The 18920-nt window shown below is 66.7% G+C and carries 20 protein-coding genes, 1 tRNA gene and 1 pseudogene; 10 read left to right on the forward strand and 12 right to left on the reverse strand.

Going from position 1 to position 18920, the window contains the following annotated elements:
• Nucleotides 1-60 precede the first annotated feature (60 nt).
• The 4 genes and pseudogenes from EV580_RS32870 to EV580_RS34585 all read left to right on the forward strand — a co-directional run.
• On the forward strand, nt 61-486 hold the full coding sequence (locus EV580_RS32870) for a helix-turn-helix domain-containing protein (protein ID WP_133697050.1): 426 nt from the start codon (nt 61-63) through the stop codon (nt 484-486).
• A gap of 14 nt (nt 487-500) precedes the next feature.
• On the forward strand, nt 501-812 hold the full coding sequence (locus tag EV580_RS32875) for a helix-turn-helix domain-containing protein (protein WP_133697051.1): 312 nt from the start codon (nt 501-503) through the stop codon (nt 810-812).
• Nucleotides 809-1012 carry a hypothetical protein gene (locus EV580_RS32880; protein ID WP_133697053.1) on the forward strand — a complete coding sequence of 68 codons (204 nt, stop codon included), beginning with the start codon at nt 809-811 and terminating at the stop codon, nt 1010-1012. Before EV580_RS32875 ends, EV580_RS32880 begins: the two co-directional genes overlap by 4 nt.
• 51 nt (nt 1013-1063) lie before the next feature.
• Nucleotides 1064-1804 (forward strand): annotated as a pseudogene (locus tag EV580_RS34585) (tyrosine-type recombinase/integrase); the annotation flags it as partial.
• A gap of 194 nt (nt 1805-1998) precedes the next feature.
• On the opposite strand, the gene EV580_RS32900 reads toward EV580_RS34585, so the two are convergent.
• Nucleotides 1999-2074 (reverse strand) — tRNA-Lys (locus EV580_RS32900).
• Between the two features lie 155 nt (nt 2075-2229).
• Here EV580_RS32900 and EV580_RS32905 point away from each other — a divergent pair.
• A complete protein-coding gene (locus tag EV580_RS32905; protein WP_166654998.1) occupies nt 2230-4272 on the forward strand; it encodes a recombinase family protein in 2043 nt (680 codons plus the stop codon).
• Nucleotides 4273-4397: 125 nt separating this feature from the next.
• Here the strand turns inward: EV580_RS32905 and EV580_RS32915 are convergent, their stop codons facing one another.
• The 5 genes from EV580_RS32915 to EV580_RS34435 form a co-directional block, all read right to left on the reverse strand.
• Complete coding sequence (locus EV580_RS32915) at nt 4398-5969, reverse strand: hypothetical protein (RefSeq protein WP_133697060.1); 1572 nt, start codon at nt 5967-5969, stop codon at nt 4398-4400.
• Between the two features lie 7 nt (nt 5970-5976).
• A complete protein-coding gene (locus EV580_RS32920; protein WP_133697062.1) occupies nt 5977-6279 on the reverse strand; it encodes a type VII secretion target in 303 nt (100 codons plus the stop codon).
• Nucleotides 6280-6359: 80 nt separating this feature from the next.
• Nucleotides 6360-6659 (reverse strand): hypothetical protein, encoded by a 300-nt coding sequence (locus EV580_RS32925; protein WP_133697064.1) that lies wholly within the window; start codon nt 6657-6659, stop codon nt 6360-6362.
• 7 nt (nt 6660-6666) lie between these two features.
• The gene (locus EV580_RS32930; RefSeq protein WP_166654999.1) at nt 6667-8088 is read right to left on the reverse strand and encodes a DUF4226 domain-containing protein; all 1422 of its coding nucleotides are present in this window, start codon (nt 8086-8088) and stop codon (nt 6667-6669) included.
• 668 nt (nt 8089-8756) lie between these two features.
• The gene (locus EV580_RS34435; RefSeq protein ID WP_286171977.1) at nt 8757-8915 is read right to left on the reverse strand and encodes a hypothetical protein; all 159 of its coding nucleotides are present in this window, start codon (nt 8913-8915) and stop codon (nt 8757-8759) included.
• Between the two features lie 54 nt (nt 8916-8969).
• Here EV580_RS34435 and EV580_RS32935 point away from each other — a divergent pair, with 54 nt between their 5' ends.
• Complete coding sequence (locus EV580_RS32935) at nt 8970-9917, forward strand: helix-turn-helix domain-containing protein (protein ID WP_286171978.1); 948 nt, start codon at nt 8970-8972, stop codon at nt 9915-9917.
• On the forward strand, nt 9914-10576 hold the full coding sequence (locus EV580_RS32940) for a WhiB family transcriptional regulator (protein WP_133697069.1): 663 nt from the start codon (nt 9914-9916) through the stop codon (nt 10574-10576). The genes EV580_RS32935 and EV580_RS32940 overlap by 4 nt, the downstream gene beginning before the upstream one ends.
• 81 nt (nt 10577-10657) lie before the next feature.
• Here the strand turns inward: EV580_RS32940 and EV580_RS32945 are convergent, their stop codons facing one another.
• The 5 genes from EV580_RS32945 to EV580_RS32965 form a co-directional block, all read right to left on the reverse strand.
• Nucleotides 10658-11503 (reverse strand): ParB/RepB/Spo0J family partition protein, encoded by an 846-nt coding sequence (locus EV580_RS32945; protein WP_133697070.1) that lies wholly within the window; start codon nt 11501-11503, stop codon nt 10658-10660.
• Nucleotide 11504: 1 nt separating this feature from the next.
• Nucleotides 11505-12215, reverse strand: a complete 711-nt coding sequence (locus EV580_RS32950; RefSeq protein WP_133697190.1) for a nucleotide-binding protein — start codon at nt 12213-12215, stop codon at nt 11505-11507.
• A gap of 624 nt (nt 12216-12839) precedes the next feature.
• The gene (locus EV580_RS32955; RefSeq protein ID WP_133697072.1) at nt 12840-13508 is read right to left on the reverse strand and encodes a hypothetical protein; all 669 of its coding nucleotides are present in this window, start codon (nt 13506-13508) and stop codon (nt 12840-12842) included.
• Nucleotides 13505-14443 carry a ParA family protein gene (locus EV580_RS32960; protein ID WP_133697074.1) on the reverse strand — a complete coding sequence of 313 codons (939 nt, stop codon included), beginning with the start codon at nt 14441-14443 and terminating at the stop codon, nt 13505-13507. Before EV580_RS32960 ends, EV580_RS32955 begins: the two co-directional genes overlap by 4 nt.
• Before the next feature lie 880 nt (nt 14444-15323).
• The gene (locus tag EV580_RS32965; RefSeq protein WP_133697076.1) at nt 15324-15761 is read right to left on the reverse strand and encodes a hypothetical protein; all 438 of its coding nucleotides are present in this window, start codon (nt 15759-15761) and stop codon (nt 15324-15326) included.
• A 184-nt stretch (nt 15762-15945) separates the two neighbouring features.
• On the opposite strand from EV580_RS32965, the gene EV580_RS34005 reads away from it, so the two are divergent.
• Entirely contained in the window at nt 15946-16122 is a 177-nt protein-coding gene (locus EV580_RS34005) for a hypothetical protein (RefSeq protein ID WP_165934768.1), read from the forward strand.
• A gap of 12 nt (nt 16123-16134) precedes the next feature.
• On the opposite strand, the gene EV580_RS32970 is transcribed toward EV580_RS34005, so the two are convergent.
• A complete protein-coding gene (locus tag EV580_RS32970) occupies nt 16135-16917 on the reverse strand; it encodes a hypothetical protein (protein ID WP_133697078.1) in 783 nt (260 codons plus the stop codon).
• Between the two features lie 178 nt (nt 16918-17095).
• Between EV580_RS32970 and EV580_RS32975 the strand changes: the two genes are divergently transcribed.
• Both EV580_RS32975 and EV580_RS32980 read left to right on the forward strand, forming a co-directional pair.
• Nucleotides 17096-18040 (forward strand): DNA-processing protein DprA, encoded by a 945-nt coding sequence (locus EV580_RS32975; RefSeq protein WP_133697079.1) that lies wholly within the window; start codon nt 17096-17098, stop codon nt 18038-18040.
• A complete protein-coding gene (locus tag EV580_RS32980) occupies nt 18030-18788 on the forward strand; it encodes an amidophosphoribosyltransferase (RefSeq protein WP_133697081.1) in 759 nt (252 codons plus the stop codon). Before EV580_RS32975 ends, EV580_RS32980 begins: the two co-directional genes overlap by 11 nt.
• Nucleotides 18789-18920 lie beyond the last annotated feature (132 nt).

Below are 18920 nucleotides of genomic sequence, written 5' to 3' on the forward strand. Positions count from 1 at the left end.
GCGTTCGCGGCCGTCGAAATCGCCCGCTGACCCGCAGCCTCCCAGGTAAGTCCAGGTATCGTGACTCCGGAAGAAACCGCCCATCTCACGAATCTGATCATGGTCAAGCGCAATCAGTTGCAGCTCAGTGTGAATGAGGTCGCCCGCCGTGCCGATATCTCCCCCACCATGATGTGGCGAATTGAGCAGGGGCTTATCTCGAACACGCGCATCGACCGTCTGCTCGCAATCACGGACGCGCTCGACATCACCAGGACCGACCTGTTCACCACCATCGGTTGGCTGCCTGCTGGTGATCTCCCAACGGTCAGTACCTATCTTCGCGTCAAGTACCAGCACTTACCTGATGCCGTCATCCGACATATCGCCCGCCACGTCACCAAGATCCTGCACGCGTACAACAACCGCACGGATACTGACGAAAGCTGTCCAGAGTGCACCAACCAGTCGCCTGACCATCTCGCCGACCACGGAGGGCAATCGTGAATTCGGTTGCCCCGATGCGGGATGCGCAGGCGCGCGAGGTACTTCGCGCAATTGGCCATGCGGCTCTGGCGCTCGCCGACGGCCACACCATCGACGACGGCATCGCACAGCGGCTGCTCGCAAGTCAGACCGCCGGAACCGATGAGGCAACGCTGTTGACCGTGCCCGAAGCCTGCGCGCGTCTGCGTATCAGTCGCTGGAGCTTCTACGAGCTGATCCACCAAAATCGATTGCGCACCGTCACGATCGGCCGTCGCCGCTTTGTTTCGCAACCCGAGCTGAACGCCTTCATCGGCTCAGTGAGCGGCTACGGGAGCACAACATGACCAGCGGGCATGCCAACGGCGAGGGCACGCTCTACCGCCGCAAAGACGGGCGGTGGGAAGGCGCCGCCTACGTCCCGACCGCCAGCGGCAAGCGGAAACGCATTCGCATCTATGGAAAAACCAAGGATGAAGCACGTGCCAAACTGACCGCTCGCCTGTCCGACGCTGACCGCAACATACCGGTCAGTGACGTCGGATAGACGACCAGTCGGTACCTCGACTACTGGCTGAGTGAGGTCGCGCCGCTCACGCTGCGCCCGAAGACACTCGAGCTGTACGAGTCGATCGTTCGTATCCATCTCAAACCACGTCTCGGAACACGGCGGCTGACCGAACTGTCAGTGACGACGCTGCAGCATATGTTCAATGAGCAACTCGCCCAGGGTAACTCGGTTCGCCTCGTGCAACTGACCCGCACCGTCCTGAGTGCCGCACTCACCCGTGCCATGCGCGAGGAACTCGTCTTTCGCAATGTGGCCCGGCTCGTGACCTTGCCGACCTGGGAACGTAAGGATCTCACCCCGTGGACAGCCGAAGAAGCGCGCCATTTCCTTACGTCGGCATTTGCAGATCGACTCTACGCGGCCTTCCTGCTCCTCATCGTGTATGGCATGCGCCGCGGCGAAGTGCTCGGCCTGCGGTGGTGCGACATCAATTGGGATACCAACCAACTCCACATCACCCAGCAGCTGCAGCAGGTGGGCAATGCACTCCAGGTCGGCCCGGTCACGACCAACGCCGGCAAGCGTGACCTCCCGCTGCTTGCGCCCGTTCGGGCCGCGCTGAGCGAGCTCCAAGCGGCCAGCGAGGCGGAAGACGCATCATCAGATCTCGTCTTTCTCAGCACGGATCGCACTCCGATATGGCCGCGCAACTTCGTCAATCACTTCCACGACCTCCGCGAACGCGCCGGACTGCGACGCATCACCGTCCATTACCTGCGTCACACCGCGGCCACGTTGCTCAAGAACCTCGGCGTACCACCACGCGACGTCCAGCTCATCCTGGGTCATGCCCAGATCACGACCACGCTTCAGCTGTACCAGCACGGCGATGTCGCCGCACAACAAACAGCGCTCGACCGTGTGGGTCGAGCGCTGCTCGTGACTGCTGATGACGGCACGCGTTGCCGTCAAATCCAGTCGTCAACAACTGAATTGGTGTTCGAAAATGCATCGATTATCTCTGGAGGGCCAGGAGGGGCTCGAACCCTCGACACCCTGCTTAAGAGGCAGGTTTCGCTAGGGCAGCGAGACTCGCTCACCTCAGTGGTCAGACAGCTGCGAACACGCACAAACACGCACGTGCTCGGCTACGTTGCCGTCAAAAGTAGCCGTCAAAGCACCCGATCACGCGCTCATTCCCGGCATTGCGCATGACCACATCTAACGGCCCGTTTCGAAGGTGGACTCCCCATATGCAGGTTGACACCCCTACCGCTGTTATTTATCTGCGTGTCAGTACCAAGGAGCAAGCGACGCGCGGAAGCGACACCGAGGGGTTCTCGATACCCGCCCAACGTGATGCGTGCGAACGGAAGGCTCACGCACTAGCCGCCACTGTCACAAAGGAATTCGTCGACGCAGGCGAATCTGCGAAGTCGGCGGATCGGCATCAGCTCCAAAAGATGCTTGAATATCTCACCCAGCATCCGACGACCTACGTCATCGTGCACAAGATCGACCGGTTAGCACGCAACCGCGCAGACGATGTTCAGATCAACCTTGCGATCCAAGCCGCGGGAAGCATTCTGGTCAGCGTGACCGAGAACATCGACGCCACTCCGAGCGGCATCCTTCTCCACGGCATCATGTCCAGCATTGCGGAGTTCTATAGTCGCAACCTGGCGCACGAGGTGAGCAAGGGCAGCCGACAGAAGGCGATGAACGGTGGAACGCCGACCATAGCGCCTATTGGATACCTGAACGTTCGCGAGACTGTGGACGGCAGCGAAGTACGGACTATTCGTGTCGACTCTGAACGCGCGCCACACATAGTTTGGGCGTTTCAGCAATATGCGACCGGTGAATGGAGTTTACCGAAACTTGCTGCGGCGTTGGAAGCGCGCGGCCTGACACAACGTCCAACACCCAAACGACCCGCCCGCGCTCTACCAATGAACAAGCTGCACAAGGTCCTTCGAAACCGTTACTACATCGGGCAAGTCACTTGGGAGGGCATCGAATACCCCGGCCGCCATGAACCGCTCGTCGATCCCGCGGTCTTCGACCAGGTACAACATGTGCTTGGGGCACACCGGCAATCGGGCGAACGGTCATACCGCAGGCGACACTATTTGGCCGGCTCGCTGTACTGCGCTCGGTGTGGTGCCAAATTGATCTATGCCATATCGACCGGAAAGCTCGGGACTCGCTACGCGTATTGGCTCTGCGGCGGGCGCCATAATCGCAAAAACGGCTGCGGCCGCAGCTACATCGCAGCCTCAAGGATTGAAGACGCAGTGATTGAACTGTGGCACCGGACTCAGCTGCCACTCAACACAATCGAGCAGATACGCGCCGGTCTATCCGACGATCTGTTGACGTTCACGTCCCACGCTAACAATGAACTACGCAATCTGAGACAACGTATTCGCGATATCAAACGGGAGCGGCTGAAGTGGGCCGAGCTCGCGATGGACGGGACGGTGCCACGGGACATCGCGAGAGACAAACAGCAGGTACTCGCGTCGACCCTTGGGCAGCTCGAACACCAGCAAGGATCGCTCCAAGCAACCAGCGTCGATCAGAACGCGGCTTACGACGCTGTACTCGACATCCTTGGCAAGTGCGCGGAGGCGTACGAGCGCGTGCCCGACGCCCTCCGACGCGACTTCAACCAGGCGTGCTTCGAGCGGATTCTGGTGGACGAAACTGATGGTGAACCGCTCATCAACCGCGCTGATCGCACAGATGTGATCGAAATCCTGACGACGGCCACGGTCACCCCGAAAGGACATCCTGATGGTCAGGGTGTCCTGCCGATGACGACCCATTCGACCGTTAAGGGTTCGATGATCGTCTCTTTGGTGGAGCTAAGGGGAATCGAACCCGTGACTTTCTCGATGCGAACGAGACGGCCTTGGCTTTGGAGGCGTCGGCCGTGTTGGTCACGTCGTGAGTTAGCAGTTCGGCGGGTTGGCAACGTTCGATCCGCGCGCGGCAAGATCCCGTCTCGTCTGCGATCCGAGGTGTCCGGCTCGCGAACGCACCACCGTGGCAGGCAGTCGCTACTCCGGCGCCGACACAAACGGCACCCCCAGAATGTCCGGCTCAAACCCGGGAGACCCAGGAGCCAAATACTTTTCGAACAACGCCATCATCTGAGCGTGCACACTGGCCCGGGTCTGGCGCAGCACATCGGTGATGATGGCTTCCAGCTCGACGTTGGTGTAGTCGCTCAATGCGGTCGGGGCGATCTGCAACTCCAGCAGGGTGCCGTTGCTGTCGAAGCGCGCTGACACCGCCTGGTGCACGGGCTCGGGGGCGATGCGGGCGGCGGCCTCGAGGAAGGCGGCGTTGCGGGCCCGCCAGTGGCCGATGGAGGCCACCACCTGGGCGACGTACTCGTCATCGGGCAGGGCCATCAGTCGTCACCCGCCTCCTGGGCGCGGCCGCGGCGGGCTTCGCGGCGCCCTTTGACCGGTTCGGCATTGGGTGGTGTTTCCACCCGCAGCCGCCGCGGACCATACAACCGCTGGTCATTCTCTCCAGAGCTGGAGCCGGCACCGCCGACCGGCATCATCGGCGGCAGCATTGCCGCACCAGCCGGCACGGGAGCCGGCGACGCGGGAGTGACGCCAGCGCTGAAGGTGGCCGGCGACGCCGTCGCCGGGGCGGCCGCGGCCGCCGGCGCGAGCCCGGCCGTCAAAGCGCCTGGAGCAGAGGCCGGTTCGGTATCACCGGGCTGCGGGCCGTCCCCGGCCGAGACCACCGCCTCACGGCCACCTCCATCGCCGGCATCGCCCCGTCTCGTCCCGGCGGCATCACCGCGCGGCGTGTCGTTGCCCAACAGCCCGCTTGCACCCTGGGCCAGTCCGCCGGCCAGTCCCGTGCCCACCTGCTGCAGTTGCTGCGCTGCCCCATTGAGCGCACCCACGAAGCCCCCGGCTGCACCCAGCACGCCGCCGAGTACCGCCGGGACTACTGATTGCATCATCTCCTCCACCGGCGCGGACAATCCGCCGCCGCCCACCACCGGATCCGCCTCCGACCCAATGTCATTCGGCGGCACGCTGTCGGAGTCCTCAACCGAAGCCAGATCACCCTGCGGCACAGCAGATCCGGAAGTAGCACCACGCTCCCCCATGAGGTCCGTGTCAGCCTGGTAGCCCGCATAACCGGTCAGCCCGTCATGGTGACCGGCAGCGAGCTTGGCCTGCAGAACATGGATCGGGCTTGTGAGAGTGCCCAACGAGCCGGGGTGAGCATTAGCCGCGACCGCCGCCGCGATCCGCGCCTCGAGGTCGTCGAAAACCTGCGGCGCCGGGATCCGGTCGCGGGCGCGCGCGAAATCATCGGCGTGCGATTGCATCTCGTCCGCCAGCTCACGTGCAGCCCGTGCCTGCCCGGCATACCCCTCGGACAAGGCGAATAGATGACCGTCGGCCTTCTCGGCCGCCGCCGACGACCAGCTGTCCTGCGCCTGCGCACGGCCGGCACCCAGGTCCGCAGCGGCCTCTAGGCAGTGCGCGGCGTACCCCTCAAGAGCCTCTGCCGCCGCTGACATGCCGGCGGTCGAGCCGCCGTGGATCAGTTCGGCGGCCTGCTTGCCGGTCATCGGCTGCACACCGCTCGTGCTCACCACCGCAACCGGGGGCACCACCCCCGGCGATGTCGCCGCCCCCGATTCGACAGTCGGGCCACCCAGGACGGCTCCCGACTGCCCCGCGGCAGCCGTGATGTCCTGCGCCACATACATGTCCGCATTCGTCGACAGTCGCCATCCGGCGGCGGCCGTCGCAGCGTCGAGGGCCGCGGTCGCCGCCAGCAGGGCGGCGGCGCGCGTGCCCAGCCGTTGAGCCGCGGCGTGCGAGGCGGCGTCGGCGGCGCACGGGGTGACGGTCAGCGCGGGAAGGGTCCCGGCGGCAGCGGCTGCGACATGAGCCGCCGCCGCGTGCACACCGTCGGGATCGACCCGCAGCCCGCCGCCACTCATCGTGCCGCTAGCTGGTCAGCGCCTGAGCGCCGCCGGCGTCGGTGTCCCGGTAGGTCTGAAGGCTGGCCCGGATATGGGTCGCGACGTCGTCGGCGAAGGCACCCATCCGCTGGCCGCAGTCGCGGCGGGCGGCCAGTACCTCGGCGTAGGCCGCCCCCACGGAGGAGGAGCCGATCTTGCCGAAGGCCGCCCGGGCCGACTCGATGGTGTCGTCGTCGACGTGCATGCGCTGGCGGGCGTTGTGCGCTTCGTCCTGCCACCAGGCGGCGTGGTCTTCCCACGCGTCATAGTCCAGTGACAACCCGTCCATGGTGACCTCCGATGTCAGGTGTTGGCTTGAGCGTAGAGGCCGCGCACCACGCTGTGCATCGGCTGAATCCGGTCGGTTTTCTAGAAGTTGAGGTGGCGTGCCCGGTAGGCGGCGACCTCGTCGGCGTCGGGGTAGATCGGGGTGGGCGCCATGTCGGCGCCGCGCTCGTTCATCTGTGCCCGCTCGTCGCAGCGGGCCCGCATTAGCGCCGCGGTGTAGAGCCGCACTAGCCGCTCCCCGAGCAGCTCAGCCGTCCAGTCCGCATTGACCTGCGGTTCGAGCTGCACCCGCAGGGCATAGCCGTGCCGGTCCAACTCCACCATGACCGCACCATCACGCGAGGCCTCCACGTAGGTGCGGTCCTCGATCTCGGCCGTCATGTCTGCCTTACTCCTTCGGCGTCGCCCCAGGCGGGGAGGCCGGGGCTGGCATGGCCGGCGCAGGAGTGGATGCCGCCGGCTTGCTCCAGCCTAGGAAATCATTGCTGGCCCCGAGTGCACCAATTGGCTGTAATTGGCCATCCAGCCAGATTTTCCCGTGACCTATCACCAGGACCGGTGGCCGGGAGACGAATTGTGCGATGTCCCCGGGTTGCAGCTGGCTGGGATCGACGGGATGCAGGACCGGTGAGCCCGGCGGTGCCAGCTCGATGCCGGCCGCGTGATATGCGTCGGTCACGGTGCTGCCCGACAAGACGGCGCGCAGGACCTGAGCGGACTGTGGGTCCGGAGCCTCGACGGTCGTTCCGTCCGGCAGGGCGACCGCGCGGAGCGGGTCACCGCCGGCCGCCGGGGCGCTCGCCGGTGCCGCCGCGGACGGGGCTGGCTGGGCATCGGGTGGCGGCGAGGCAGCCGCCGGCGGCTCGGTGCTTCGGGAAGCAGGCTCCGCGGCCGGCACGGCGTCTGCCGGGTGCGTCGGCGGCTGGTCGTGAAACGCGTTGACCGGTGCCTCGTGCGGTGCGTCCCGCTCCCCCGCGGACCCCGGGGACAGCCCGCCGAGCTGGCCGAGCGACCCCAGCGCCGACCCCAACCCACCCACAGGGCCGGAGCCGAGGCCGTCGAGCCCGGCCAGCGCGCTGCCCAAACCACCCAACCCGGACAACGCCGCCAAGGGATCCATCCCCATCGACGACCCGATCCCACCCAGCCCCGCCAGCGGATCGACCACCGGCTGCTGGGGCGGTGACGACGAGCCGGAGTCCGTACCGCCCTCCCCGGCGGGGGCGGCCGCAGTGTCGTTCGTCGAGCCGGCCGGTGATGCGGCTGACGGACCCGATCCGTCCGGAGTGTTCGCGTGGTACTCCTCGCCAAGGTCGTGCAGCACCTGCGCCTGGATGCCCGCATCGACCTGGGCATCGCTAAGCACCTGCTGGATCTCGCCCATCTTCTGATCGACGAAACGCTGAAAGGCGGTCAGCGACGCGGGATCTGACGGTCCCGAACCCAGTTCGCGCTGTTTGGCTGAAATCTCTGCCAGGATCGCTGTCACCTTGTCCCGTGCCGCCTGGTTTGCGGCGAAGATCTGCTGGAGCTGGGCGGCCAGCTTGTCGTCGGTGCCTGCGGCGGCTGCAACACTGCCCCGGTAGGTGTCCCCGGCCGCCCCCGCCCCCTCCACCAGTCCCCCGGAGCCCGGCGGTGCCGCCGGTGCCGGCGCGGCGGTCCCGACCAGCGGGTCGGGGTGTGCGGGTGGGGGCGGAGCGCTCGGATGCCGGCCGGCGAACAATGTTCCGGCGGCGGTGACCAGGTCCACCACGTTGCGCACGGCGTCCTCGACCACGTCCTCGATGTATCCCGGAACTCCGATGCTCACCAGCCGTCCTCCGCCACGTTGATTCCGGGCACCGGGCCCGGCGTGGTCACCATAGGCAGACGCAACGGCGTTGAACTACGGCCGTCGACGGCCACCTCACCACGAGAATCTCCCGGGTTTCGGTGCGGCACAGGCAGCGTGGCGGTCCCTAGAGTGAGGATCATGGCGAGGATGTCTCCTGGCGCCAGGCCAGGTCGGCGAGCAGAGGCTGACACTGCCGTGACAGATGTGAACAGTGTTGCGGCGTGTCACGCACCGATCCCGGGCGCATCTGAGGCATCCTCGACCATGAGGTGACGGATATCCGTCACGACCGGCAGGACGGATACCCGTCAGCCTGACTAAGGCAGGCGGACCCTTCTGCCCGGACGGATATCCGTCACCTCACCCACAGATGGCGGATATCCGTCATCTCCAACCGGACGGATGTCCGTCCGCGTGAGACGAAAGGGGTTCGGCCACAACGCTTCCGGGCTGGTTGCCGCCAGTCGCGGCACAACTGCATAGGTCAAGCGAAAGCCCCTCCAACGCGAAACCCCCGGCCATGACGGCCGAGGGTCGTCGATTCGGGTTGCCGCCCAAATCGGTGTGCTTTCGCGTTCTCCCCACTTCCAAAGGGAATCGTCATGAAAGACGCATTCCACGGTAGCGCACACCCATCGGTCGGTCTAGACCTGGCGCACCGTGGCCAGTACGCCCATGCCCTTCGCCCCTACCGCGGCTGCACGAAGGTGCGACCGCGCCGCGGTGTCGCGCGCACCGCGCCCCAATGGATCCTCCGCGCCGGCGGCCACTGCGCCGACCACGTCCCTCGCGTTGCACTCCACATCGACGTCCCATGGGCATCGATCCCCTGCTGGAGCGGTCGGTCCCGTCAATGGGTGCACACCACCGTCCCCAAGGCCTACAAAGAGCGCTACGACACCCATGTCCGGCCTGTGATGCCGGGAAACCCGGTGAGCCTCAAAACAGTAGTGGCCGTCGCCGAAGCACGCGCCTCGTTCGCCGATCACCGTACCGGGCGCGAGTGCCGGCCCACCAACGCACGGCTGGCCGGGATCACCGGACTGTCGGTCCGGACGGTGCAGCGCGCCTCGACGACGCTGCGCCTGCTGGGGGTGGCCACCGAGGTGGTGCGCGGTCGCCAGCGCACCCGGGCCGAGCGTTTCGCCAGCTGGCGCGTCGGCGATCGGGGCCGTGGCTGGGCATCGGTATGGGCTTTGCACGACAACCGATTTCGAACGCTGTCACCCCATCCCGGAGGGTCTCTTTTAGTTCATAAAACCTCACCTAAGAAATCACTAACTACCACCAGCCAGCGCCAAGGCGCTGGTCGCAGCGCCGCTCCGCGGCGCCGAAGCCTCGACCAACAAGGGCTCGCCCTAGCAAACGCCTGGCTGTGCGACGAGCAAAGTCCCCCGTGGGCTCGGCGCTACCGCACCGGAGCGCCGTGGGCGGCGATCCTCGCCGGTCCCGCCCGACACGGTTGGACGCCACGGGATCTCAACCAGCTGCTCACCGACTGGATCGGCACCGGACATTGGCTTCCGGACAGCCCCCACAAGCCGATCGGGCTGCTCGGCAAGGTCCTCGCCACGCACGGCAACCTCGAGGAACGCCCGTCGGCGCTGGACGTCGCGCGCGAGGAGGCCGAGCTGGCGGCTGCCCGGCAGCGGGTGCAGCGCCAGTTCGAGGAACGCGAAGTCGCCGACCAGGCACGCCAGTCGGGGCGGGCGGCGCTGGGCGGCTCCGGTCATGCCGCGGCGCGGCACGCACTCAACGAGATCGCGGCGCGCCGCCGGCGCCGCGGGGGCGGAACGGCACGATGAGCCGCGTGCCGGGCTCGGGACCGGGGGCGTCGGCTGGCCTGCCATGCCACGCCGATCCCGACCGGTGGTTCAACCGTGACGACCGCAGCGTCGCACTGCGCGGTTGCCTGGCTTGCCCGGTGCGGGGCTGGTGCGCCCGAGAAGCGTTGCGCACCAAGGCATCCTGGGGAATGTGGGCCGGCATCTGGCTTGACGGCGAGGATCGTGTGGCGATCGACTACTTGACTAGCGTGGCGACAGCCCCGCCCCCGCCTGTCGTGCTGCATCAGCAGGTGGGGACGCTGAATTGCCCTGCACCCCAACAGCCTTACGCTCCAGCGGCCCCGTCGGCGTTGATCAGAGCTCGCGCCAGTGGGCACTGCGAAATCATGCTCGACGGATGCTGCTACACCGGCGATGTGCTCCTGAGCCGCACCACCGGCGACCCCGATCCGGACCCAAGCACGGCCGCCCATGGCTTCCTGGCGTGCGCTCCGTGTCGGTCCCGCCTGGACCAACCCGCCCGCATCGCCACACTGGAGCTCGGCTACCGGGCCCACTCCCCCGCCGATATGTACTCCACACCGTTCTATTGGCGTCAAACCCGTTGGGCCATCCTGGATCCGGGCGGTCAGCTCCAAACCGCGCCCCACGCAGCCCGGCAGGCCCGGGCGAGTTGAGGGCTGCAGTGGCCGGCTACGGTAAACCATCGCAGGCAAATGCTGTCCCGTGCGACGCAGGGCCAGCGAGGCGTCGCGGCACTAAGAGTGCTCGAGCAGTCCCATGAGTGTCTTAAGCCCATCGGCACCGAGGAACTCGCGGAGGGCACCGGCCAATAAGGCCGGATTGGTATCGAACTTGCCCAAGGCAGCCGTTACCGCACGCGTGGGCACGGGGGGCTTCCGCTGCCGCGATCCCGGATCGTCGGACGATTCTTGGTCGGCCTTCGCTTTGTCCAGCGCGGCGTTCCACCGCGCGACCTGTTCCCAGTGCGGGACCCGGGCCAGCGTGCGGGCTTCTCGGATGGCAAGCTCGCCGCGGCGCAGCGCAGTCTGGAGCTCGGGCGCGAGCTGCAGGAGCGCTCGGCGTTGAGAGACCCAGGCGGCCGTCTTGTGCAGCCGTTGGGCGGCGATATCGGCTCGACCGCATTCGACGACCAGCGATTCCACCGCCTTGGCCTCTTCGATGACATCAAGGTCTTGCCGGTCGACGTTTTCTGCGATGGCTGCCGAGATCAGGGTGATACGGTCGCGGGCGATCTGGTCGTTGACGACGATGGCGAGATCGGTGCGCCCGTACCGGTGAGCGGCAGCGAGTCGGCGGCAACCGTTGATGACCACGTAACGGGTGCGGATGGCATCGTCGGGGTACAGCGCCAGGTACGCCGACTGAGTGACGACGGTGACGGCCTGCAGCTGCAGGTCGGCGATGGACTCGAGATCTTTCAGATCACCGAGGTCATCGCGCGGGTTACGCGGATTGGGCGTCAGATCGCGCAGCGCAACCGTGCGCGGTGTGGGCGTCGGTGTGGTCGCTTTCTCGACCGGCGAGTGGTCCCCCACGGCGCTGGCGAGATCGGCGAGGCTGGTGCGTTGCCCACGGCCCATGTCAGCGTCCTCCCCCGATGTTGAGCTCGAGCGCGAATCTGTAGAAGTCTTCGCGGGCTTGCAGGGCGACGCGGTTGAGGGGGTACTCGGTGACAACTTGCCCGTCGGCACTGGCCCGTGCGTGCAGCTTGTAGTGCCGAATCACGGTCTTGGCCAGAGGCCAACCATTGGCCTTGACGAACGCTTGGGTCTCCCGCAGATCACCCTGCCCGTCGCGCGGGTCCCAATTGTTGATGACAACGAGGTACGGAATGCCGCGCGGGCGAATGACCTTGTTGATCGTGCGGGCAGTGGGGTCAAAGCTCAGCGGCTCGGTTTCGATGGGCACGATGATCTGATCGGCGACGTCGAGGACGGCACGCAGCGCGTCGGCGGACGGGCCCCTCCCCAGCGGGTCGTCGCCATCCTCGCCGGCGCTGAGGTCGATCCAGCCGGGGGTATCGATGTACACGTGTTTGATGCCGGGGAGGTTCTTGATGCCGGCGAGGCCTTCGAGGTCATCGTGCGCCTGGACGACATGGAAGGGGAGATCCTTCATGCGGGCCGCCCACCACACCGCCGAGCCCTGTGGGTCGACGGACACGGCGGCCACCGGAGAGCTCGCCTCAGGGTCGTCATCATTGAGGACGTCGGCGGTGACGGCGGCCAGATTGACGGCGATCGTACTTTTGCCGACGCCACCTTTTTGATTCAGAACAACGTGAATAGCCATGAATGGCCTTCCGTGTGCTTCCCCCGCACTGCGGGGTACTTCGGATCGGTCGCTGTTGACAGTAGTGGCCGATGCGCGTTTTGGGGTTGTCGGCCACAGCGACACACCGGCAGAGTGCACCACATCGAACCGCGCCTCCGGCCGCGCTGCGCACCTGTTGTTTGCCACTTAACCGCGGTTAATCGGAAATCGCCTCGCCAGGCCGGTGAATCCGCACCAAACGCTTGTCCACCGCAGCCGTCGGGATTGCGCTGACCGTTGCTGAGGCGATATCCAGTTGCCGGCGGTTGCCCCCGTGCTCGGCTTGCGGTCAGGCACTCCCCCAGCGCTATAGCGCGCTGATCGTGCCCAGCGCGCGTTCGCCCGCAGCTTGCCGCGGGACGTTTCCTGGAGCCGCGTCACAAACCGATCGTCCCGGTTGACCGCGGACGGGTAACGCCGACGTCGGGCAGCGGCCCTCGGGCGAGATGGGCGATGTGCAGCAAGCGCGGTGGCCGCCGGAAAACCGGGCGGCGCGCGCCCTGGCCGTGGCAGCGCGATGCGCTCCCGAGTGCCGATTTCGCGCCCGCGGGGGACGGTTTCCGCCCTACCCGAGGGCTGCGCCTATTGCGTCACTGTGACGGCTTAGGTGAGGTTGAATTCGTAACGCAGGGCCTGCTCGACAAGCGCGCTGCGGGTTCCAGCTCCCCACGCGGGAACAAGCTCGTCGAGGCGCCGGCCGTTGGCCGCGTTGACCCCAGAGAGGACGACGGTGCGAGGAGCGACCGCGTGGCGGCGGCGCCGCGGCACGGCGCTGGACGACGGGCGAGCGAACAGGCCCCCCTCCCCGACCGTCTCCTCCATGGTGTCCCATGTTGTCGCGAGCCGATCGGCGTGCCGTTCAATCGCATCCAGAACGATGGCGCCCATCGGGCGGGCCAGGCCACGCCGGCTCTTCTTCTCCGCGATCTGGAGCTGGTAAAGCGCGTCGTACACCTCGGCGGAGAGCAAGACTTCCGGCGGCCGGTAGCGGGTCTGCACCTGTCCCGCGCTGGCCGCGGCGGCCACACTACGTAGCCGGGATGCCGGTGTCGCAGCGGGCAACGGCTTCGCGGCTGACCGCTGCGGTGCCGGTGTGGCGGGTGAGGGTGCGGCCGGCGCGGACAGCGGTGCAGCCGTCGGCGCCGGCCGCGGTGTGGTCGTAACGGTTTGCGGCCGCGGCGGCGTGGGTTTTCCGGGCCACAAGTCGTCGAGATCGTCGTCGAGCGCTGATGGATCGAAGACGGGCTTGCTCTTGGCGCGAGGCGGTGTCATCCGACACGCTCCTGGGTCTGCGCGGCCGCCATGGACTCGAAGCGCGCCAGCCGTTTGACGATCTCGCGGACGAGCTCCTGGTAGTCGGCGGCCAGCGGGCTGGGGTCACTGGTCCACAGGGCACGCTCGGGACTTTTATTGTCTCTCAGGCGCGAAAGGCGAAGGCGGCGGTCATCATTGGCCAACGCGACCAGTTCGCCGGCGGTCTTGTGCAGTGTCCGCATGTCGACAGCCGCGGCCGGAGCGGAGCGGATGGTGATGTCGAACGGGGAAGTCCCGCTCCCCTCGAGCATCTCGTTGATTTGGGCGAACACTTCTTGGTTGCGTTTCACGGCGCGGGGGTTGACATCGAAGAGCAGTACTCCGAGCAGCTGGATGAGGGCGCCGTTTTTGCGGGCACGCCAGAATCGTTGGGCAAGACGCGCGACGCCGCCGATGCTGGCCTGATCGTCGCGAGTGGGAATCAACAGATAGTTGGCCACCGACAGGTAGGTGTCCAGCAGCGGTACGTCGCCGGGCCCTGAGTCGATGACGACCAGGTCGTAACCCTCGGCTTGGCACAGCGCCTCGAGCTGGGTCTGCAGGTGCTCAGTCATGTTGATGCCGCTTTCGGCCATCAGATGGGCGCTGGCGCCAACGACTGCCACTTGCGGGCCGCCCGCAATGACGTCGAGGTTTGGACGGACGTCGCGTACGGGCGCCAGCGGCGCCCCGAACTGCAGTGTCTGGGCCAGCGATCGGCCCTTGTCCCCGTCGACGCCGAGGTCTTCCACGGTCACGTTGGCCTGCGGATCACCGTCGACCACGAGCACGCGGTATCCCCGGCGGCCGCCGGCGGCAATCATTTCAGCGACTGCGGCGACGGTGGTCGACTTCCCCACCCCGCCCTTCTGGTTGGCCACGAGGATGGCCCTGGCTGGTCCGTTCATGGTCATGCGCGGCAATTTACCGACAACACGCACGGTTACCCGTCAGGCACACGGCCGTGAGTCCGAACCGTTACTCACCTGACCACCAGGACGGGTTCTCCGGCGGCGTCCCGCCTGATTATGTGGCCGAGTTCCCGCACGGCGGTTATGAAGTGTCGCCGCAGGTGGGTTCGGCAGTGCCACCGTGCGCCACCACGTGGGTACCGGCGCACGCGTCCCCGACCGCATTCACGTACGGGTGTCGGTCCCGTGCTACGGCGGTCCGCCGGTGCGGATGTCCCGCCGTGTGGTCGCCCGTGGAACAGCAGGTGAACACCGCGGTGGAGACGTCCGGGTGCACGGACGTGAAAAGTGCCGCCGTAGATCGGTCATTCATGCGGTGGCACGGACGTGTCAACGGACGGCGTAATCCCGGTGAAGTGACGTTGATAGCACGGCTTGACAGCCGTTGAGCACCCGTGAGTGACACGGGCAATCACGCGGGATAAGAGCCGTGATATATACGGAAACTCGTCCGGCGTTTGTCCGCAAGTTATCCGTATTTTCCAGGTGAGAGGCCTAGCGAGTGATCTAGGGGAGTGACCGCATGCGCTCGGGCCGGCGTGGGTGTCCAGCCGCGCCGCACACGCCTACGGAGGTGGCCTGCGGCCAGACCGGGGGAGGTCGATCAGGAAGACCCGCCCAAGCCCGGACCCGCTGCGACCACACCCGGCGACATCGTCGTCCACTGCGATCGCCGGCGGTCTCGCACAATTCGACGCCACACCCGAAATGCTCGCCGAGACGCTGTGCGCCGACTCGGTACGGACGGCATTTTGAACTCTGCTGGCTTGCGGGCGGTTTGTGCGAAGCTGAGCCCCGGGGCCGTCTCGGACGGCCACCCGACCTACAGGTCGGCCAGCTCGCCCAGATGCCCCGGGGTCATGAACTGTGCCAGCGCGTCCAGATAGTTGCGCGCCACCGCCCGGTATTTGTCGGCGGCTTCGTGCGTCGACTGGTCGGCATCCAGCAGGTCCTGCTGCGCGGCGATCAGCAGCCGGTTCGCCTCCTGCAGCGACACCACCTGCGCACGCAGCTCCTCGACCACGGCACCCGGCGCCCCAGAGGGGACCGCGCCCGGCTCGGGTGGTAGTGCGTCGGTATAGACGTACCAGCGCAGCCTTTCGGGGCGCGGCATCGCCCCGCCGCGCAACTCACCGGCGGTGATCGCCCGGATCAGCGTGCGCGGATCTTTCCCCAGCCGGGCTGCGGCAACCTTGAGCGACACGACCGACCCTTGCGGCGTGGTCTCCACACCGGCCGGTGGCTGCTTGGGTTGCGTCATCGCGTGTCAGCCCGCTGCGGGGCATGCTCCTTCCGTAGAAGCATTATGCTCCTAAGTAGCGGCATCGTAGTGGCATCCGACGCGCTGACAGCGGCAGATGTTGCTAATTAAGGACATATGTGGCGTAAACTAGCGACATGCCGCCAGGCAGCGCCACGACTACGAGGGTGCCGAAGGAGTGAACGTGGGCAGGGTCAAGAGCGAAACGCGCCAGCTCACCGAGGGTGTGTATGTCCGGTTCTCCCCGGCCGATCTCGGCGAGCTGCGCCAAGAAGCCGAGCGCCTCGGCGTTAGCGTCGCCCACCTGCTGCGCGAGTCCGCCCTGCACCGCGTGCGGCCGGCCGACCTGCGCGCCTCCTGACGCAGGCGGCCGCTAGTCCGCTGCCACGACTGGCCGCCCGGAGCCCGCACTGGCGCCGATCGCGGCGAAGTCGCACCGTAACCGGTCAGCGCGGGCCAACACCGTATGCACCGCGAACGGTCGGCTGCTGTCCAGCTCGAGCACGGCTGGCGCGGTCCGCAGCTCCGCACTAGCCAGGCCCAACACCACCATCGTGGCGGGGCGCAGGTCATCATCACGGGCGTCGATGACCAGCTCGTCGAGCCACTCCCTGCCCTCCTCATCGATGGCGAACCGGTCGGCCTGCCCCGCCAGCTCGTCGATCACCGCGAGGATCTCGTCGCGGTGGCACTCCACCCAGGCCAATTCATCCGGGGCACGCTCGCGGGCTTCCTGATCCAGACGCCGCGCGGCGCGGGTGATCTTCTCATCGGGCCGGTCGTACCGCAGTAACGCTTCAAGACGGTCGATCCTGTCGAGGACGCCCTGTTTGCCCACACCGACCTGAGCGCCCAGCTGGGACAGAAACAGCCCCCGGTCGCGGCCGGCGCGCAGAAAATGCAACTCCCGGCGCCGATCCTCCCACCACAGCCAATTATTCAGCGTCAACGCATCGCACACATCGGCCTGCAAAACCCAGCGCGGAGTGCTCGCACCGCTGAATTTGCGCAGGTAATCGAGGACTTCACGAGGGTCAGAGTCCGGCGAATCCGGTAGCCGCCAGCGATGGGGATCATCGACCTTCGCGCGCCGACCCGCGACCATCACGATGGCCCGACCCACCTCGCTGCGATGGACTTTCGGGCGTGCGGCCACCCTGTCAGTATTTCACTGACGGATAAATCGGCGGTTAACTGGCGATACGCGTGTCGTAACTGTGCGCGCCGTGACCGCGGGCGCCGAGCGTCCCGACCCGGTTACGGTCCGAGGAAGTTCACGCGACTATCCGCCTCGCCTGCGGGCGCTGTCAGCGGACGGCCCTACTGTGCTCATCATGGAGCCCGATGTCCATGCCGAGCACATCGCGATGCTGGCGCTGCTCCAAGAGCGGCCAGCCTTGGCCGGCCAGCGCCGCGGCGACACCAGCTGGCCAACCATCTCCGCGGAAGTGTCGCTACGCGGCTCGGCCTGCGCACTCTGGCAAGACCTGCACCCGCTCACCTTCGACGGGATGGATTTCCAACCAGAGATCGACCGCGCCCACGCCCGGCTGACCGCTTGGCGGGACACCGATTTTCGGCTGATCACCGTCCTCGACGAGGACTACCCGCTGCGACTTCGCACCGTCCACGATATGCCGCCGATTCTGTTCGTTAAAGGACACCTACACCCCGACGACGTCGGCGTCTCGGTCGTCGGAGCCCGCGTGGCCAGCCCACGCGGCCGTACGATTGCCAGCCACATCGCCACCGGGCTGGCCGAGCGCGGCATCATGGTGATCTCCGGACTCGCCGCCGGCATCGACACCGCCGCACACCGCGCCACCCTGGCCGCCGGGGGACTGCCGATCGGCGTCATCGGCACCGGGATCACCGGCGTCTACCCGGACAACGACGCCAGCGCGCAGCTGCACCGCCAAGTCGCCACCACCGGTGCCCTGGTATCCCAGTTCTGGCCCGACGCCCCGCCGCACCGGCACAACTTCCCGCTGCGCAACGCCACCATGTCCGGGCTCGGCTACGCGTCGATAATCGTCGAAGCCGGAGAACACAGCGGCACCCGTCACCAGGCCCGCGCCGCCCTCGCGCACGGCCGACCGGTCATCCTCACCGATACCGTCGCCACCGACACCGAGTGGGGCCGAACCCTGGCCGGCCGCCACGGTGTCTATGTCGCCGGCAGCACCGCCGACGTCCTGGGGATTGTCGAAGACATCATCACCACCGCCCGCACCGCCGAACTCGCGGTCCTTCCCGGCACCGACGACGATGCCCATTGACCGCGTCGCCAGCGTGCAACGACTGCTCACCAGCACCGCTGGCGGCTACCTGCACAACGTTGTCCGGGACGCCGGACGCACCTGCTCGATCTGTACCACCCCGGTCGATGGATACCCAACCTGTTGGCGGTGCAGCCAATCCGCGTCCCTCGCCGGCGTGGCCGACCTCGTCGTCCCGCTCACCTACGCTATCGCCGGGCAGCAATCTGCGGTGATGCTTCGCCACTACAAAGACGATCTCAACGCCGGTGTCCGATTCCAGCACCTCCGGATCATCAACTGGCTGCTCTACCTCGGCCTCGCGCAGCACCAACCGTGCATCGAAGCCCTTGTCGGACAACCGATCACCCGCCGGCTGGCCATACCGTCATTGCGCGGCCGGCCCGGGCTACACCCGTTCCTGGCACTGGCCCACGACATGGGCGCCGCCGACCGATCACCCCTGTTGGCCGCCGCACCGCACGCCACCGAAGATCGCATCGTCACTGACGAGCAGTTCGTGCTGTGTCCACCCATCGACCTCACCGGACAGCATGTCCTGATCCTCGACGACACCTGGACCACCGGCTCCCGGGCGCAATCAGCGGCGCTGACCCTGCGCCGCGCCGGCGCCGAACGGATCAGCGTCCTGGTGATCGGGCGCTGGGTCGACCCGGACTTCGCCGACAACGCCCGGTTTCTTGGCCGCGGGTGCACCCGGGATTACGACCCGCAACGATGTCCGGTGACCGGCGCTACCTGTCCCTGAGACGCGACTGCTCCAGCGTCACTGTGACGAATCGTGGATGGGGGAGGGGGATGGGCGGAACCCGACCTAATGGTGGTCCATGCCGCGGACCACGCGCGTGCACCCCAAAGACGGGCGATTTCACTATCGTGC

The organism is Mycobacterium sp. BK086 (assembly GCA_004362315.1).
GTDB lineage: Bacteria > Actinomycetota > Actinomycetes > Mycobacteriales > Mycobacteriaceae > Mycobacterium.

Excerpts from the sequence above, each read along its gene's own strand:
- EV580_RS32925 (WP_133697064.1), bottom strand. The coding sequence starts at position 6,659 with ATGACGGCCGAGATCGAGGACCGCACCTACGTGGAGGCCTCGCGTGAT.
- EV580_RS32960 (WP_133697074.1), bottom strand. The coding sequence starts at position 14,443 with ATGACCATGAACGGACCAGCCAGGGCCATCCTCGTGGCCAACCAGAAG.
- EV580_RS32875 (WP_133697051.1), top strand. The coding sequence starts at position 501 with ATGCGGGATGCGCAGGCGCGCGAGGTACTTCGCGCAATTGGCCATGCG.
- EV580_RS32975 (WP_133697079.1), top strand. The coding sequence starts at position 17,096 with ATGGAGCCCGATGTCCATGCCGAGCACATCGCGATGCTGGCGCTGCTC.
- EV580_RS32950 (WP_133697190.1), bottom strand. The coding sequence starts at position 12,215 with ATGGCTATTCACGTTGTTCTGAATCAAAAAGGTGGCGTCGGCAAAAGT.
- EV580_RS32915 (WP_133697060.1), bottom strand. The coding sequence starts at position 5,969 with ATGAGTGGCGGCGGGCTGCGGGTCGATCCCGACGGTGTGCACGCGGCG.
- EV580_RS32965 (WP_133697076.1), bottom strand. The coding sequence starts at position 15,761 with ATGACGCAACCCAAGCAGCCACCGGCCGGTGTGGAGACCACGCCGCAA.
- EV580_RS32880 (WP_133697053.1), top strand. The coding sequence starts at position 809 with ATGACCAGCGGGCATGCCAACGGCGAGGGCACGCTCTACCGCCGCAAA.
- EV580_RS32955 (WP_133697072.1), bottom strand. The coding sequence starts at position 13,508 with ATGACACCGCCTCGCGCCAAGAGCAAGCCCGTCTTCGATCCATCAGCG.
- EV580_RS32920 (WP_133697062.1), bottom strand. The coding sequence starts at position 6,279 with ATGGACGGGTTGTCACTGGACTATGACGCGTGGGAAGACCACGCCGCC.
- EV580_RS32940 (WP_133697069.1), top strand. The coding sequence starts at position 9,914 with ATGAGCCGCGTGCCGGGCTCGGGACCGGGGGCGTCGGCTGGCCTGCCA.
- EV580_RS32980 (WP_133697081.1), top strand. The coding sequence starts at position 18,030 with ATGCCCATTGACCGCGTCGCCAGCGTGCAACGACTGCTCACCAGCACC.
- EV580_RS32905 (WP_166654998.1), top strand. The coding sequence starts at position 2,230 with ATGCAGGTTGACACCCCTACCGCTGTTATTTATCTGCGTGTCAGTACC.
- EV580_RS32945 (WP_133697070.1), bottom strand. The coding sequence starts at position 11,503 with ATGGGCCGTGGGCAACGCACCAGCCTCGCCGATCTCGCCAGCGCCGTG.